General features: G+C 54.3%; 17 protein-coding genes. 13 read left to right on the plus strand and 4 right to left on the minus strand.

The genetic code is table 11. The features are described from left to right. Window positions 1-61 precede the first annotated feature (61 nt). A complete protein-coding gene (locus ACOSDM_RS14860; RefSeq protein WP_420725330.1) occupies window positions 62-1,504 on the minus strand; it encodes a PLP-dependent aminotransferase family protein in 1,443 nt (480 codons plus the stop codon). A gap of 93 nt (window positions 1,505-1,597) precedes the next feature. Between ACOSDM_RS14860 and ACOSDM_RS14865 the strand changes: the two genes are divergently transcribed. From ACOSDM_RS14865 to ACOSDM_RS14890, 6 genes are all read left to right on the plus strand, one after another. Further along, a complete protein-coding gene (locus tag ACOSDM_RS14865) occupies window positions 1,598-1,909 on the plus strand; it encodes a DUF1127 domain-containing protein (protein WP_420725331.1) in 312 nt (103 codons plus the stop codon). A gap of 117 nt (window positions 1,910-2,026) precedes the next feature. Beyond that, entirely contained in the window at window positions 2,027-3,004 is a 978-nt protein-coding gene (locus ACOSDM_RS14870) for a threonine dehydratase (RefSeq protein ID WP_420725332.1), read from the plus strand. A gap of 1 nt (window position 3,005) precedes the next feature. Continuing rightward, entirely contained in the window at window positions 3,006-4,442 is a 1,437-nt protein-coding gene (locus ACOSDM_RS14875) for a pyridoxal phosphate-dependent decarboxylase family protein (protein WP_420725333.1), read from the plus strand. Further along, entirely contained in the window at window positions 4,439-5,233 is a 795-nt protein-coding gene (locus ACOSDM_RS14880) for a PhzF family phenazine biosynthesis protein (protein WP_420725334.1), read from the plus strand. Before ACOSDM_RS14875 ends, ACOSDM_RS14880 begins: the two co-directional genes overlap by 4 nt. Further along, on the plus strand, window positions 5,226-5,723 hold the full coding sequence (locus ACOSDM_RS14885; RefSeq protein ID WP_420725335.1) for a GNAT family N-acetyltransferase: 498 nt from the start codon (window positions 5,226-5,228) through the stop codon (window positions 5,721-5,723). Before ACOSDM_RS14880 ends, ACOSDM_RS14885 begins: the two co-directional genes overlap by 8 nt. Before the next feature lie 262 nt (window positions 5,724-5,985). After that, window positions 5,986-6,399 carry a fasciclin domain-containing protein gene (locus tag ACOSDM_RS14890; protein WP_420725441.1) on the plus strand — a complete coding sequence of 138 codons (414 nt, stop codon included), beginning with the start codon at window positions 5,986-5,988 and terminating at the stop codon, window positions 6,397-6,399. 95 nt (window positions 6,400-6,494) lie between these two features. Here the strand turns inward: ACOSDM_RS14890 and ACOSDM_RS14895 are convergent, their stop codons facing one another. Further along, window positions 6,495-6,788, minus strand: coding sequence for a ferritin (locus tag ACOSDM_RS14895; protein WP_420725336.1), 294 nt, complete (start codon window positions 6,786-6,788; stop codon window positions 6,495-6,497). A 429-nt stretch (window positions 6,789-7,217) separates the two neighbouring features. Here ACOSDM_RS14895 and ACOSDM_RS14900 point away from each other — a divergent pair, with 429 nt between their 5' ends. From ACOSDM_RS14900 to ACOSDM_RS14920, 5 genes are all read left to right on the plus strand, one after another. Continuing rightward, window positions 7,218-7,439 carry a hypothetical protein gene (locus ACOSDM_RS14900; protein ID WP_420725337.1) on the plus strand — a complete coding sequence of 74 codons (222 nt, stop codon included), beginning with the start codon at window positions 7,218-7,220 and terminating at the stop codon, window positions 7,437-7,439. A gap of 68 nt (window positions 7,440-7,507) precedes the next feature. Then, window positions 7,508-7,795: a DUF883 family protein gene (locus ACOSDM_RS14905; protein ID WP_420725338.1), complete on the plus strand. Its 288-nt coding sequence runs from the start codon at window positions 7,508-7,510 to the stop codon at window positions 7,793-7,795. Window positions 7,796-7,807: 12 nt separating this feature from the next. After that, window positions 7,808-8,152, plus strand: a complete 345-nt coding sequence (locus ACOSDM_RS14910; protein ID WP_420725339.1) for a hypothetical protein — start codon at window positions 7,808-7,810, stop codon at window positions 8,150-8,152. 91 nt (window positions 8,153-8,243) lie between these two features. Beyond that, on the plus strand, window positions 8,244-9,131 hold the full coding sequence (locus ACOSDM_RS14915) for a phytanoyl-CoA dioxygenase family protein (protein WP_420725340.1): 888 nt from the start codon (window positions 8,244-8,246) through the stop codon (window positions 9,129-9,131). Window positions 9,132-9,301: 170 nt separating this feature from the next. After that, window positions 9,302-9,940, plus strand: a complete 639-nt coding sequence (locus ACOSDM_RS14920; protein WP_420725341.1) for a c-type cytochrome — start codon at window positions 9,302-9,304, stop codon at window positions 9,938-9,940. Window positions 9,941-9,949: 9 nt separating this feature from the next. On the opposite strand, the gene ACOSDM_RS14925 is transcribed toward ACOSDM_RS14920, so the two are convergent. Further along, window positions 9,950-10,609: a dimethylsulfonioproprionate lyase family protein gene (locus ACOSDM_RS14925; protein WP_420725342.1), complete on the minus strand. Its 660-nt coding sequence runs from the start codon at window positions 10,607-10,609 to the stop codon at window positions 9,950-9,952. Between the two features lie 36 nt (window positions 10,610-10,645). Then, window positions 10,646-13,111 carry a GcvT family protein gene (locus ACOSDM_RS14930; protein ID WP_420725343.1) on the minus strand — a complete coding sequence of 822 codons (2,466 nt, stop codon included), beginning with the start codon at window positions 13,109-13,111 and terminating at the stop codon, window positions 10,646-10,648. Window positions 13,112-13,423: 312 nt separating this feature from the next. On the opposite strand from ACOSDM_RS14930, the gene ACOSDM_RS14935 reads away from it, so the two are divergent. Together ACOSDM_RS14935 and ACOSDM_RS14940 are read left to right on the plus strand one after the other, a co-directional pair. Continuing rightward, a complete protein-coding gene (locus tag ACOSDM_RS14935) occupies window positions 13,424-13,921 on the plus strand; it encodes a c-type cytochrome (protein ID WP_420725344.1) in 498 nt (165 codons plus the stop codon). A 23-nt stretch (window positions 13,922-13,944) separates the two neighbouring features. Next, the gene (locus ACOSDM_RS14940; RefSeq protein WP_420725345.1) at window positions 13,945-14,832 is read left to right on the plus strand and encodes a c-type cytochrome; all 888 of its coding nucleotides are present in this window, start codon (window positions 13,945-13,947) and stop codon (window positions 14,830-14,832) included. Window positions 14,833-15,155 lie beyond the last annotated feature (323 nt).

Here is a 15,155-nt window from a genome sequence, read left to right on the forward strand (position 1 = left end):
CCATAAGTGAGGATTGGACTGTACTCTGACAAGGGCAAAGCGCCCGAATTTTGGAAATCCGTCACATGATACGGGCATCTTCCGTCGGGTCATGCTCATCAATCACATGACGCAGAATTTTCAAACCCTGTTCAAGCCGTGCTTCCGTGCCGGGGGGGCCCAGACAGACCCGGACCGCAAAAGGGGGCCTGGCACGTCCGATAGAGAAGGAATGCGCCGCAGACAGGATCACGCCATCCTCTTTTGCGTGGGAAACAAACTGGCTGGCATGCCAGGGGTCCGGCAATTGCAGCCAGACATGCAATGCCCCATCCGGCATGGAATAATCCAATCCCTGGAAATGCCGTTGTGCGATATCCCGGCGTGTCTGATCCACCGCCCGCCGACGATCCAGCACCGCCTTTGCCGTGCCATCCAGAATCCAGCGAGAGGCAAGTTCCACCATCAACGGCACCGCCATCCAGGTACTGGCGCGCACAGCCGCCGCAACTTGGTCCCGGGCCTTTACCGGGCATTTCACAAAACCGACCCGCAAGCCAGGTGCCATCGTCTTTGACAGCGACGTGACATAATATCCCAATGTCGGCAGACGCGCGCTCAAAGGGCTGGGCGCGTGACGCGGCAACAGGCCGAACAGATCATCCTCTACCATCGGTGTGTCGAATTCTCTCAGCACCGCCGCCAAAGCATCCCGCCGTTCCTCCGACTGTGTCGCATTGGTCGGGTTTTGCAGGGTTGGCACGGTATAGACCGCATCAATGCCCCCAATGGCCAAAACAGCGCGCAAGGAGTCGGGGCACATCCCTTCCTCATCCAGCTCCACCGGCACCAGCTCAAAATTCAGCATCCGGGAAATTGCCCGCAGGCCGGGATAAACAAGGCTTTCGGTCGCAACCCGACCGCCGCTGCGGCACAGGGTGGTCAGACAGGCCAAAATCGCATTATGGGCCCCAGACGAAATAACCAATTCATCATCCGATGCCGATATACCACGATACTTCAGCCACATTCTGGCAGCGTCCAGATGCAGGGGCATCCCGGTAGGGCGTTGATAGCCCAGAAGGCGTTCAATCTGGGGGTCCTGCGACAATTCCAACAAGCCTGACCGAAAGACGTCCGATCCGACATTCCCGGGGGGATAGTTGAATTGCATGGAAATCGGCATGGAATCATCTTCGGCATTCACCGTCTCAGGACTGTACCAGTCCCCTGGCAAGGTCGACACATGCCGTCCACGATTATGCTCCGCAGGGGGGCGCACAAAGGTGCCCCGCCCCACTTCGCCGGCGACAAAGCCAAAGCTTTCCACTTCCTGATAGGCGCGCGTGATGGTGCCAACCGTCATACCCAAGGCCCAGGCCAGATCCCTGTGTGGCGGCAAACGGTCGCCCGGCTTCAGCCTGCCCGATTTGATATCGCCCATCATGGCATCTGCGACGGCGCGATATTTCGGGCCGGGATGGTCTTTCAGGTCAGGAACCCAAATGTCTTGCTTTATTGTCATGGTGACAATGTATCATTTGACGGTATCAATGAAAAGACTTTATGACATTAATCGAGACAATGTCGTCTCATCTGGGCGAAAAGGAGAAATTGTATGGGTACAATTCAACTTACGCCCGGATCGATCAGGTTCTCAACGGGCACCTTCCCGGCGGGATCGGAGCGTTCTGGGCAACAGACGGATACGCCACATTTCAAGGCTGACACAGAATTTGGCAAAATGCGCCGAAACCGGAAAATGTCTGTGCTTGGCATTGTTTGGTCCGTTCTGATCCGCTGGAACCGACATTGCCGGATGCGCCACGAATTGTTGATGATGGATGCCCATCAGTTGCGCGATATCGGCATCACGGCTCAACAGGCGCAGAAAGAAGCGAACAAGTCATTCTGGCGACTTTTCCCCTAGAGTTCGCCGGAATCGGCATCGGGTGGCCCGCTGGAAGCGCGGAAGGCAGGCCGCCCGACTGCCCTTTTACAGAATGTTCTGTTACCGTCCCTGCGATACGATATTCAGGAGGTTCCGATGATTGCCCCGACAAAAGCTGAGATGACCGAAGCATTTGACCTGGTGCATTCCGTGTTTCCGGGAACGGCGCAATATGTGTGGCCCCTGTTGGCGGAAAGATTGGGATGTGAACTATGGGTAAAGCACGAAAATCATACCCCCATCGGTGCCTTCAAAATTCGTGGCGGCCTGGTCTATATCAGTGATCGCGCGGCACGGGGCCAGAAAGGCGGCATGATCACCGCGACGCGAGGCAATCATGGACAATCCATCGCCACAGCCTGTCGTCGCTTCAATACCCCCTGCACCATCGTTGTGCCAGAAGGTAACAGCGTCGAGAAAAATGCCGCGATGCGCGCGCAGGGCGGACGCTTGATAGAAAAGGGGCACGATTTTCAGGCTTCAGCGGAATATGCGCAAGAACTGGCGCACGCGGAAGGGTTGGAGATGCTGCCCAGCTTCCATGAATTGCTGGTCCGTGGCGTCGGCAGCTATGCCATGGAACTGTTCCAGGCCGCCCCGGATCTGGAAACAGTCTATGTGCCAATCGGCCTGGGTTCTGGCATTTGCGGCGTTATTTCTGCCCGCAATGCCCTGGGCCTGAATACAAAAGTGGTCGGTGTCGTCGCCCAAGGGGCCGCCAGCTATGCCCTGAGTTTCGAGGCGGGTCACGCCCTATCAACCAACAGCGCCGATACCCTGGCCGATGGCATGGCCTGCCGCGTTCCCGTGGATGCTGCCCTGGAAATCATCCTTGGCGGCGCAGACCGCATCTTGCGGGTCAGCGACGCAGAAATCGCAGCAGCCATGCGCTGGTATTATCACGACACCCATAACATTGCTGAAGGGGCCGGTGCTGCCCCCCTGGCAGCCCTGTGGCAGGAACGAGAGAAACAGGCCGGACGGAAAGTTGCCGTCATTCTGACAGGCGGCAACATAGATCGCACGCTATACACCAGAATTCTGAATGAGGTTGATGCTGACGATAGGATTTAACATGACCCGCATGTCTGACGATTACGCCAATCTAACAGAACTGCTGAATCAGGTTGTCACGGCAACAGGTGATTTTCACAAAAGCCTGTCCGACCGCCCCGTTGGCGCGCGCAAATGGGATGTCGTATCTGATATCGAACTTCCTGCCCAAGGTGTGGGCAGCAGCGAAGCATTGCGCGAGTTTCTGGCCCGTCATGGGGCAAATCTTTCGGGCAGCGTCGGCCCTCGATTTCTGGGTTATGTCACCGGGGGAACAACACCTGCCGCGATGGCCGGGGACTGGCTGGCCGCTGCGGTGGATCAGAATGCGGCCTCTCCCGGTGATTCTGCGGCTGTCGCCGTTGCGGTACAAACGCTGGACTGGCTGAAACAATTGTTCAATTTGCCTGTCGATGCCTTTGATGGGGCCTTTACGACGGGGGCCACGGGCGCAAATTTTGCCAGCCTGCTGATCGCGCGCGAATGGGCCGGGGAACAGGTCGGCTATGATATCGCCAAACGCGGTATGGCAGGCGCGCCCCCAATTGCAATTTACAGCGCCTGCCCGCATTCCAGCTTTGTCAAAGTGACCCGATATCTTGGCCTGGGAGAGAATGCCATTCGCCCCGTGGCCCGGCTGGCAGAGACCGAGGCCATGGATCCGACATCGTTGGAAAAACTGCTAAGCGCGGCCCCTTCTGGCGAACAAAAGATTGTCTGTGCCAGCGCCGGTACGGTCACGACAAACGCTTTTGATGATCTGGTAGCCCTGTCGAGCATTTGTAAGCGGCATAATGCCTGGCTGCATGTCGATGGCGCGTTCGGACTGTTCGCCCGCACAGTACCGGAACTGGCAGATCGCACATCCGGGATTGAACGCGCCGATTCGATCACCGTGGACGCGCATAAATGGCTGAATGTGCCCTATGACAGTGGTTTTTACTTCACCCGGCGCGTCGACCTGATTGAGCGCGCAACAGGCGCCCTGCCCGCCTATCTGGATGTGGAAGGAAAGGGATTGCCCCATTACGTCAATCGCGCGCTGGAAAGCTCCCAACGGTTTCGGGCGCTGCCGATCTGGATGACACTGGCGGCCTATGGCGCGGCGGGCGTGCGCGATATTGTCCGGCGCAATTGCCAGCAGGCTAAATCTTTGGCCGACTGGATCGAAGCCAGCCCGGCTTTTGAATTGTTAGCACCCACAACCCTGAACGTTGTGTGTTTCCGGGCCATTCCACCTGCTGAGCAAGAAGATGGTGATGCCTGGAACCGGGGCTTTCTGAAAGCGCTGAACGAAACCGGTGATGTTTTCATGACACCTGGCGCCTACGCTGGAAAAACCGGTATTCGCGCGGCATTCTCCAATTGGATGACGGTGCAAGAAGACCTCGACCGTGTGACAAACGCGATGCACACTACAGCCCGGACATTTTCGGCGCGCCGACAGGAGACAGAATGACCTACCCCATCTATCAATTGGATGCCTTTACGGACCGTGTCTTCACCGGCAACCCGGCTGCCGTTATGCCTTTGGATACCTGGCTGCCAGACGAAACCCTGCAAGCCATCGCGATGGAAAACAATCTTTCCGAAACCGCCTTCTATGTCCCGTTGGCCGACACCAGAAATGCTGATTTTCACCTGCGCTGGTTTACGCCAGAGATTGAAGTGGACCTGTGTGGTCACGCCACCCTGGCCAGTGCTGCCCTTTTGTTTGATCATCTGGACTATGACCGCGATGTTGTGCGTTTTCAGACTCTGTCTGGCGTGCTGACCGCAACCGCTCAGGGCAACCGCGTTGAGTTGGATTTCCCAAGTCGCCCCGGCACGGCAACACGGGTACCAGATGGATTGGCAGCCGCCCTGGGTGGCATAGAGCCCGTCGGATTTTTGCGCGCCCATAAGAACATGGCCATTCTGATGAATGAAGAAGAGGTGCGCGCCGTCGTTCCTGACCTGAATTTTATCGCCGGGATGGAAGGCGATGGGCTGATCGTCACCGCCAAGGGCGATGAGTGTGATGTCGCCTCCCGTTACTTCGCGCCCCATGCCGGAATTCCGGAAGATCCGGTTACTGGCTCTGCCCATTGCACAATCGTCCCCTATTGGGTCGAGCGTCTGGGCAAGATGCAATTGCATTGTCGCCAGGTTTCGGCCCGTGGCGGGTCCCTGTATTGCGAAGCCGCAGGGGATCGCATCCGCATCTCAGGGCGCGCTTTGCTGTATATGAAAGGCGAAATTTATGTCTGAGCCATTGGTCGATATCCGCGAAGCCAACGAGGACGGGGATGATCTCGCCTTCATCAAGACATTGTTTGTCGAATATGCTGAAACCTTAAGCTTCCATATCTGTTTTGCGGCCTTTGATCAGGAATTGGAGGCTCTGCCTGGGTATTACAGCCGCCCGGCGGGCAATATGTGGCTGGCGCGCGTCGATGGGTCGATTGCCGGATGTGTCGCCATGCGCGCCCATGAAGGCGGAACTGCTGAGATGAAACGCCTGTATGTCCGGCCCGGCTATCGCGGACATCGATTGGGCAGTCGATTGACCAAGACGGTCCTGCGCTATGCAAAATCACAAAATTATAGCGCCGTTCGATTGGACACGATGGTCGAACACATGCGCGAGGCACAGGCATTGTACAAACAGCTGGGTTTCCAAAGACGAGACGCCTATTATGACAATCCCCCAAAAGACCTGATATTCTATGAACGAGACCTTCAAACCCTTAACATTTAATATAAAATAACTATAAAATTTTCCCTATAAAATATAAGGACTTCAATTTTTAATATTATTGCAAAAAAGTCTGTGATTACGATGCTTATTATTTTTGGATCACTCGTTCACAATAATTTTATACCTCTATTTTAAAAAAACCAACCGGAAATCACATGCGTATCTCTTTGGGGGTTCAATGAACGACAAAGGGATTACTGAAATGAAAATCACGAAATTCGTCACCGCAGCCGTCCTTTCGCTGGGCCTGTCAGCCCAGGCCATGGCCGCAGATATTGTGGACACTGCGAAAAGCGCCGGAAGCTTCAATACCTTACTGGCCGCCGCCACAGCCGCAGGTCTGGTAGATACGCTGAAAGGGCCTGGTCCCTTGACCGTATTCGCCCCGACAGATGAGGCCTTTGCCGCCCTGCCCGCTGGGACTGTTGACGATCTGTTAAAGCCGGAAAACAAGGCAAGTCTGGTTAAGATCCTGACCTATCATGTTGTGCCCGGCAGCGTCATGGCGGCAGACCTGACAGATGGCATGATGGCCAAAACGGTTGAAGGATCTGACGTGACCATTGATCTGGATATGGGGCCTATGGTGAATGATGCGAAAATCATCAGCGCCGATGTGAAGGCCGACAATGGTGTTATCCATGTCATCGACAAGGTGATCATGCCACCAATGTAAGAGATGGCAATCTATCACCCTTTTAAGATGATAAAGAAACCGGCCATCCAAACGGGGTGGCCGGTTTCACTGTTTCTGCAAGATGTTCAAACGCCTCAATGATCAGAAATCGGGCCGTCCTTGAACAGGAATTCTTTTAAAAACCCATCGAAATCGGTGCTGTTTCGGCGAATCCATTCCAGCACCATGGCAGCGTGCTCCATCTCTTCGCGCATATTATGCAACAGAATCTCTTTCAACACCTCGTCATCACAGTCATCAGACCGTTGACGATACCAATCTACCGCTTCCAATTCCTCCATCAGCGATACAATCGCGTGGTGAAGATGGATTGTTTCCTTGCTCAGTCTTTCGCGAGGGGCATGTAGATTATCGCTGGATGCAGCCATGGAATTCTCCTTACATTTACTGTGACAGTGGTTACACATGTTAGGGATAGATCAAAATCGTGAACGATCAATGCCTCGCGTTCACCCAGAATCCGATAGTACCTGAATTGTGTCACCGCTGCACCGAAAACTCAAAGCGTGCAAACCGCATAGAATGTTAAAATTATCCCGCAATCCATGTTGCCTATTTCCGTGGAAAGGCGCACTACTGTCCGTGCTGACGAACAGTGCAGCGGTTCAAATATAGCCCCGGACTGGAAGGCACGATTTTGAACCAAAGGATTATCCGATCCAGAAACGTAATACCCGGCTTTGCCGCAGTTAGAACGTGATCGACGCGGAGTCCATGTCAAAACAGAATATGACTTATGCCCCCTGTTAAGCGGAATTTCAGGTGGCGATGACGAAACCAGAAGGAACAAATTTACTATGGCCCGTGCCCCTCTTCAAATTGGCTCAATCTATGAAAGCGTTGGCAGTTGGCGGTTGCGTTGGCAGCTTTCAGAGATTGTCGATTCTCCAGGATTCCCGCTGCATGTCCGCCTCAGTTCTTTGGGCACATCCAAGGATGTTCGCCTGTTCGCGTCTGTCGTGCTGAACGACACCAGCCGCTTTCGCCTAATACAACAAAATGAAAATCTGGTTGAATAAAACGAGTCGCATTCCTAGGTCTGGTGAAGAGTAAAACGCATTAACAACCGACCTAGGAGAAAAACCTAATGGCTACTGCAAAAGAAAATAGTGCCGCTGATATTGAAGAACTTCGCGCGGACTTGAACAATTTACGAAATGACATGAAGCAACTGCTGAATCATTTTGGCGATAGTTCTGAATCAAGAACTGAACAGTTGAAAGAACGCCTTTCTGCTGCATCTCATCAAGCTGGCGAAAGACTTACCGCCGCAAAAACAGTTGCGGATGCGAAAGTCGCTGAAAATCCAATGAGCGCAATCGCCATCGCTTTCGGTATCGGGCTCGTCGCCGGCAAAATCCTGGACCGGCGTTAAATGAGCCTGATCATGGCACTTTTTCGCAATAAACTGCGCAACGGCGCCCTGTGGGGCGTCGTTGCCGTAACCAGTCTGGTGGGACTGGCCCTGGCGACCGTCGCTTTAGTCCTGTGGCTATCGACGGAATTAAACCCGGCTGCGGCCTTTGCCATAGCGGGTGGGCTTTGGTTTTTCCTGCCCTTAATCTTTGTCTTGGTGTTCACACAGTCACCAGAGTCAAAAACAAAATCGGAACCAACCCCGACAAAAGTTGGTGTGGGATCGATGCTGACGGCATTTTCGGCGGGAATCGCGATGTCCCAGGGACGCTCGAAGGAAGCAGCGGAAATGTTTCAGGAATTGGACCCGAAATAGGTCCCTCGCTGCCGCGGGATTGACCTTCTGTTCACATCAACCAATTTGCGTTAGCCTTCTTTCCAAAACAGATTTTAGGGAGGAAGAAACCATGCAAACCGGTGCATCTAATGCGCAACTGTCATCAAGTGTTCTGACACAGGACCAGATTGACACATATTGGCGCGAAGGCTTTGTTCTGGCCCGCAAGGCCCTGTCAAATGATCTGCTGGATCGCCTAACAAAGGCAACTTACGGGCTGATGGATCAGGCCAAAACCCTGACCAAATCTGATCGCCATTTCGATCTGGGACCGGAGCACAGTGCGACCCATCCTGCCCTGCGACGCATTTCCAGCCCTACCGAGTTGGATCCGGTTTTTGAAGAGGCGATCTTCGAATCACCGGTGGGTGATGTGGTCGCAGAGCTTATGGGCTACCCGGTCAAATTCTATCACGCGAAAATTAATTTCAAATTTCCCAGCACCGATAGCGCGATCGTGCAATGGCATCAGGATTGGACGCATTTCCCGCATACCAACAGTAATCTCGCGGCAATCAGCCTGCCCATGACGCCACGGACCGTTGAAAATGGTGCCATTGCCTTTGTCCCCGGCAGTCACAAGAATGGACCGTTAAGTATTTGGAAAGACGGGAAATACGTGTTCACCTGCGAACATGATATCGATCCACAGGTCTTGCGGGATGCGACTGTCGTGCCATGTAAACCTTGTGATGTGCTGGCTCATCATGGGCTCACAGTGCATGGATCCCCCGCCAACAATACGCAAGACACCTGTATCACGCTGACAATTCAATTCGCAGCGGCAGATGCCTTTGCCTATACCGCGCCCGTGATTGACAGCCGCCATCGCAACCGCATGGTGCGTGGCGAACCCGCCCGCTTCGCGAGACTGGAGGCGGGAATGATTGAACTGCCCCCTGATTTCAGCGCTGGATATACATCCCTGTTTTCAAATCAAGACCGCGCGAAAATGTAACCAACCCGGCAGCAGAAAAGCGATTCTGTTGCCCTGGATCAAAGCAGCGGCAAATTCTCTGCGTTAGTAATTGAGTATAGAAACGGGCAGAGAAGATTATCGTTATGTTAAAAGACAAAACTCCATTCACTGTTAGGACTTTTATCAGGCCCTTAGCAGGTCTGGCTTGCATGAGTCTGATCCTGTTTTGGGGCGATACAAGCCATGCGCAAACCACCCAGACCACAGGCAATCCCGCTGTTGGGGAAAAAATCGTTTCCGCTTATGGATGCGCCCAATGCCATTCATCAGACGGTGCGGTCCTTAAACCCGGCGTCCCGAATCTGACCGGACAGAAAGCTGCCTTTCTGGTGCGGACCATGATGCATATGCGACTTGAAACCATTAACGATAAGGACGGGAAGCTCCTGATCCATCGCTATCATCCCGTGATGACAGAAATTTTGAACACGCTCTCCCCCTGGCAGATCCGACAGATCGCGGCCTATTATGAGCACCTACCCTGTATCGACCAATCATCCAAACAGACTGAGAGTGCGCCCCCGCGTGGGGTCGATCATTGCGTTACATGCCATGGCGGCAAAGACAGCAGTAACCCCTGGCAGGATACGCCCTATCTGGCGGGGCAGGATGAAACCTATCTGAAGCAACAAATACAGCAATTATGGGAAAGCCAGGCACATGAGCATGCTGGCCCGAAGCGATATCACCGTCTGGCAGGTATCATGTTCTTTGACGGCCATAGGCCCTATCTGGATGCCTATGCGGAATACTACGCAGGGCTTAGCTGTGCCCTGCGTAACCCTTGAGTCCCAAGGTCAGATCTTTGATTTTCTGCTAAAAACCATCTTCTGCCCGGCAAGTTTCTCTTCATCCCCGATCCATGCCCAGGCCAGAAGCGAGGGGTTTCGATCCGAAACAGTGATTCGATGGAGATGGTTCGGAGGATTGAAGATCAGGGAGCCCGGGGCAAAGACACCATGATTGTTTTCCGAAACCGCCCCAGACAGGCAAACATAGCTTTCTGAAATGCCATCATGGGCATGGGCGGGATAGGTACATCCAGGGGCAAATAGCACCAATCCCAGGATCACCTTCCGGGTGATGACTGGGCCATTTGGCCCTGCTATTTCCGTAAAACCATAGCTACGCTCCAGCCCTTTTGGTACTTTCTCATAGCCATATTGCCATGTCAGAGACGGGCTGACGGCTTCCAGTGATCGAATTAAACCCGCAAATTTTTCAGACTTTCCCTGATCCAGTGATCGACGCAGATGCTGTACCACTGGCACTGTATTTGGATCCCGTAGTTTAATCTCTGGATTATCCTGGATCGTTCGACTGATCGCTTCCCGCACCACCCGTTGATGGGCGCGTATCGGCGCGCTGCCGCCCGATGGCAGAAAGCGATACAGCTCATAGTATTCACGCAACAGATAACGCCAGTTCGGGTCATTTGAAAGCCGTGTCTCGGTCATGGAAATCCCCTGGTCGCATTAAAAGGAACAAATCAGTTAAGCCTTCACACGCTCTGCCCTTGGGTCATAGAGTGCACCTAACTGGGCGGTTGCCTTGTAGCGTTTCCAAGCAATCTCAACTTCATATGTCCCCGCAGCGATCCAGTCTTTTGTAACATGGCCGCCATCTTCGTCCGGACAGGTAATATAGCCCATAGCAATGGACTTGTTCAGGCGATGCCCCCAGGCACCGCTGGTCGTGCTGCCAACAATCCTGCCATTCCGCAGGATCGGTTCTTCATGAAACATCATGGGCGCATCGATATCATCCTGGTCCAGCACCAATTGCACCAGACGCCGCGCCGGAATGCCCGCCTGCTTCTGCCGCAACAGGGCATCTCGCCCGATAAAATCAGGCTTATCCCAGTCAACGGCAAAGCCAAGACCGGCCTGAAGCGGAGAATCCTCTTCTGCAATATCATGCCCCCAATGCCGGAATCCCTTTTCCGTGCGACAGGCATTCAGGGCGAAATATCCCGCATGGGTCAGCCCATGATCCGCGCCAATTTGTGTCAGATGATCATATACATGCAGGGCAAATTCGGCGGGGATGTATATTTCCCACCCCAATTCCCCAACATAGGTGATGCGCCCGGCCTGAACCTTTGCATAGCCGAGTTCAAGCTGTTGCATCGTTCCAAAGGGGAAGGCGTCATTGGATAAATCCGCCCCGGTTGCAGCCTGCAACAGCGCACGGCTGCCCGGCCCCATCAGGCCCAGCATCGGCAGACCGGATGTGATATCCATTGCAACGCATCGGGCATCTTCCGGGATATGACGTTGCAGCCAGGCGAAATCGCGGACCTGGGCGCCGCCTGCTGTAACAACCAGATAGGCGGTTTCCGAAAGGCGGGTGACGGTCAGGTCGGCCTCTATCCCGCCGCGCTCGTTCAGCCATTGCGTATAGACCATCTTACCAATCGGCACATCGACCTGATTGGCGCAGATGTGGTTCAAGACTGCGCAGGAATCCCGCCCTTCGACCCGGAACTTGGCAAAGCTGGACTGGTCGTACAGCGCAACCCCATCCCGTGTTGCCCGGCATTCTGCGCCAACGGCATCAAACCATCCAGGCCGCCCATAGGAATAATCGAAAACCCGGTCTTCCGCCTTACTGGCAAAAAACATCGGCCGTTCCCAGCCCGCCGTCTCCCCCCAGGCAGCCCCGGCCTTTTCCAGGCGATCATGAAACGGGGTCTTGCGTATGCCACGGGACGTGGTGACCTGATAATTTGGCCAGTGCATGGCATATAGAAGACCAAGTGTTTCCGTTGTGCGGTCCCTTAGATAGGTCTTGTTGTTCTGAAAAGCCGCCATACGACGAACATCAACATCAGCCAGATCCATTGGCGGATGACGGTCGCGAATCCAATCGGCCAACACGCGCCCGACCCCACCCGAAGACTGAATACCAATGGAATTAAAGCCACAGGCAACGAACAGGTCTTTGACCTCCGGCGTTTCACCCAACAGATAGCGATCATCCGGCGTGAAGCTTTCCGGACCATTAAAGAACAATTGAATCCCGGCCTTTTGTAAGATCGGCATGCGCTCCATGGCAAATTCCAGCACCGGCTCGAAATGCTCAATGTCTTCCGGCAGCGTGTCGAATTCAAAACTGTCAGGAATGCCGCCCATGCCCCAGGGTTTGGCATTGGGTTCGAATGCGCCCAATAATATCTTTCCGGCATCTTCCTTGTAATAGGCATATTCATCAGGGATGCGCAGCACAGGAAGGTTTGCGGGAACCTCGGACATCGGCTCTGTTACAATATAAAAATGCTCCGCTGCATGAAGCGGCAGATTAACGCCGATTGCTGCGCCTAAATCGCGGGACCACATGCCGCCGGTCAGAACGACGGTTTTAGCCCGAATTTCCCCCTTATCGGTCAAAACACCAACGGCGCGCCCGCCTTCAACCAGAATGCGCTCCACCTTTGTCTGTTCAAAGATCTTCGCGCCCCGCATCCGCGCACCTTTGGCAAAGGCCTGGGTCGTGTCGATGGGATTGGTTTGTCCATCCTTTGGCAGAAATACACCGCCGACCACATCTGACGTATCAATAAGAGGATACAGCGAGCTGATCTCCTCTGCCGTCAGAAGATTTACTTCCAAGCCGAAGCTTTTTCCCATCGACGCGCCGCGTTTGAATTCTTCAAACCGCGCCTGTGTCTTTGCAACGCCAATGGAGCCATTTTGTTTAAAGCCCGTGGCCTGGCCCGTTTCCGCTTCAAGCCCGGCAAACAGTTCAGATGTGTATTTTGCCAGTTCGGTCATGTTGCGGGTGGCGCGCAATTGCCCGACCAGCCCCGCTGCATGCCAGGTCGTGCCACAGGTCAGCTGCTTGCGCTCACAAAGCACGACATCGGTAATACCGATCTTGGTCAGGTGATAGGCGATAGAACATCCGGCAATGCCACCACCAATGATGACCACCTCTGCCTGCTGCGGAAACTCTGCCATGGAACTTAACACCTTTTGAACGACTGCCTGTGGTTTCAGACACGATTTATGGCATTGCTTCGCATGGCTTGCAGCGACAATCTTCTGATCCTTGGATTATTTTCGATCCCCCTTTTCGCCGGGCTGGGGTTGCACCATCACAGGGACTCCCTAAGTTTTCTAGCATGCGCTTTTGGGCAGGCTTGGCCACCTTCAACATTGATCACAATATTGCGATTGGCCCTCAATGGGCTTTTCCTATTTAGTGGTTGCATCGCTTGGATTGAATATGATCGCTCTAAGAGACTGTGGAACAGGAAAGGACTGTGACTTATGCGTTCTAAATATTTCAAAGGACTAGCTGGCCTTGCCTTGGGCGGCATGGCGTTTTTCGCCTACCAGAGTTTTGCGGTGAATACATCTGTCACGGCAGCAGATATGATGACCGTATCCGCCGAGGAAGCGCACGAAACCCGCGAAGGGGCCATGAAGGCGATCGGTGGTCATTTGAAAGCATTGGGAGCGGTCGCCAAGGGTGAGATGGCACCGGATGCCGGCACTGTCGTGCATGCAGAAAGCCTGGCTGCGATGTCCCACACAGTGAAACTGCTCTTCGCGCAGGAACTTATTTCCGACAAAAGCCGCGCCAAGCCTGAAATCTGGTCCGACTGGGCGGGATTCAGCAAGGCCGCCGACGATCTGTCCATGGCGACCGCTGCAGTGGTTGAGGCTGCAAAGGGTGGCGATCCCGCCGCAATAGGGGCCGCTTTGGGTGATGTTGGCAAGGCTTGCGGTGGCTGTCACAAGCCTTATCGTGGACCTGAAAAGTAATCTGACCAGACGGGGCCATTCTGTTGTTTGAAGAATTGAACCGATTTGTTGCGCGGATGGCTGTGGCTTTGATTGGGTTGATCGCAGCCACAGCCTCCGCTGCGGCACAAGACAGTGTGGCGCGGGGTGAGTATCTGGTGCGGGCGGCGGGCTGTATTGCCTGTCACACTGACGAGAAATCCGGCGGTGCACAGTTTGCCGGTGGTCGCGCCCTGCCAACGCCGTTTGGCACTTTCTATTCCTCGAACATTACGCCTGATCCAGAAACCGGGATTGGGAATTGGAGCGACGCAGATTTCATCACCGCCCTGCGGGAAGGACGATCTCCAGAAGGCCATCTGCTCTATCCCGTTTTTCCCTATAGCAGCTATACCAAGATGCGCGACGAGGACATGCTGGCAATCAAGGCCTATCTGTTCGCGCAACCGCCGGTGCAACAGGAAAACAAAACTCAGGAACCGAATTTTCCGCTGGGATGGCGTTTCTTGCTGAATGGCTGGAAAGTGCTGAATTTTGAATCCGGCCCAATCGCGGATGATCCTGCCCAAAGCGAGGCCTGGAATCGCGGGCGCTATCTGGTCGAAGCCCTGGCCCATTGCAGTGAATGCCATACGCCCAGAACACTGACCGGCGGATTGGATCAGGATCTGTATCTGGCCGGCACCGCCGATGGCCCGGAAGGGGAGAAAGTCCCCAATATCACACCAGCCGAGTCCGGCATTGCAGACTGGAGCGAGACCGACATCGCCTATCTGCTCAAAGAAGGCCTGAAACCCAATTACGACAATGTTCAGGGCAGTATGGCCGAAGCGATTGACGATGGTCTGAAATACCTGACCGACGAAGATTTGAATGCCATCGCAACTTACCTTAAATCAATCCCCCCGATTGAGCATAAAGTCGGGAAATAGAGCCGCCCCGTCTTCCCCTCTCTGCAAATTCCTTCTCATCCAAACGACCTCTAATTCTGCGGATATCGTCACCCCGGACCTGATCCGGGGTCCAGAGCGGCACGCACGATGGGTGCTTGTAGCCCTGGATACCCGCCTGCGCGAGTATGACGGAGATTCAGGGTCCCATTCTCATCCTAAGGCGCGCACATGTCGCCACCTTCGTCACCCCGGACTTGATCCGGGGTCCAGAGCGGCACGCACGATTGGTGCTTACAGCCCTGGATACCCGCCTGCGCGAGTATGACGGGGATGCAGGGTCCCATTCTCATCCTGAGGAGGCG

This window comes from Hwanghaeella sp. LZ110 (genome assembly GCF_048892525.1).
Classification (GTDB): domain Bacteria; phylum Pseudomonadota; class Alphaproteobacteria; order UBA8366; family Aestuariispiraceae; genus Pacificispira.

Excerpts from the sequence above, each read along its gene's own strand:
- ACOSDM_RS14875 (WP_420725333.1), top strand. The coding sequence starts at position 3,006 with ATGACCCGCATGTCTGACGATTACGCCAATCTAACAGAACTGCTGAAT.
- ACOSDM_RS14890 (WP_420725441.1), top strand. The coding sequence starts at position 5,986 with ATGGCCGCAGATATTGTGGACACTGCGAAAAGCGCCGGAAGCTTCAAT.
- ACOSDM_RS14930 (WP_420725343.1), bottom strand. The coding sequence starts at position 13,111 with ATGGCAGAGTTTCCGCAGCAGGCAGAGGTGGTCATCATTGGTGGTGGC.
- ACOSDM_RS14935 (WP_420725344.1), top strand. The coding sequence starts at position 13,424 with ATGCGTTCTAAATATTTCAAAGGACTAGCTGGCCTTGCCTTGGGCGGC.
- ACOSDM_RS14880 (WP_420725334.1), top strand. The coding sequence starts at position 4,439 with ATGACCTACCCCATCTATCAATTGGATGCCTTTACGGACCGTGTCTTC.
- ACOSDM_RS14885 (WP_420725335.1), top strand. The coding sequence starts at position 5,226 with ATGTCTGAGCCATTGGTCGATATCCGCGAAGCCAACGAGGACGGGGAT.
- ACOSDM_RS14900 (WP_420725337.1), top strand. The coding sequence starts at position 7,218 with ATGGCCCGTGCCCCTCTTCAAATTGGCTCAATCTATGAAAGCGTTGGC.
- ACOSDM_RS14910 (WP_420725339.1), top strand. The coding sequence starts at position 7,808 with ATGGCACTTTTTCGCAATAAACTGCGCAACGGCGCCCTGTGGGGCGTC.
- ACOSDM_RS14865 (WP_420725331.1), top strand. The coding sequence starts at position 1,598 with ATGGGTACAATTCAACTTACGCCCGGATCGATCAGGTTCTCAACGGGC.
- ACOSDM_RS14920 (WP_420725341.1), top strand. The coding sequence starts at position 9,302 with ATGAGTCTGATCCTGTTTTGGGGCGATACAAGCCATGCGCAAACCACC.
- ACOSDM_RS14870 (WP_420725332.1), top strand. The coding sequence starts at position 2,027 with ATGATTGCCCCGACAAAAGCTGAGATGACCGAAGCATTTGACCTGGTG.
- ACOSDM_RS14915 (WP_420725340.1), top strand. The coding sequence starts at position 8,244 with ATGCAAACCGGTGCATCTAATGCGCAACTGTCATCAAGTGTTCTGACA.
- ACOSDM_RS14905 (WP_420725338.1), top strand. The coding sequence starts at position 7,508 with ATGGCTACTGCAAAAGAAAATAGTGCCGCTGATATTGAAGAACTTCGC.
- ACOSDM_RS14895 (WP_420725336.1), bottom strand. The coding sequence starts at position 6,788 with ATGGCTGCATCCAGCGATAATCTACATGCCCCTCGCGAAAGACTGAGC.
- ACOSDM_RS14860 (WP_420725330.1), bottom strand. The coding sequence starts at position 1,504 with ATGACAATAAAGCAAGACATTTGGGTTCCTGACCTGAAAGACCATCCC.
- ACOSDM_RS14925 (WP_420725342.1), bottom strand. The coding sequence starts at position 10,609 with ATGACCGAGACACGGCTTTCAAATGACCCGAACTGGCGTTATCTGTTG.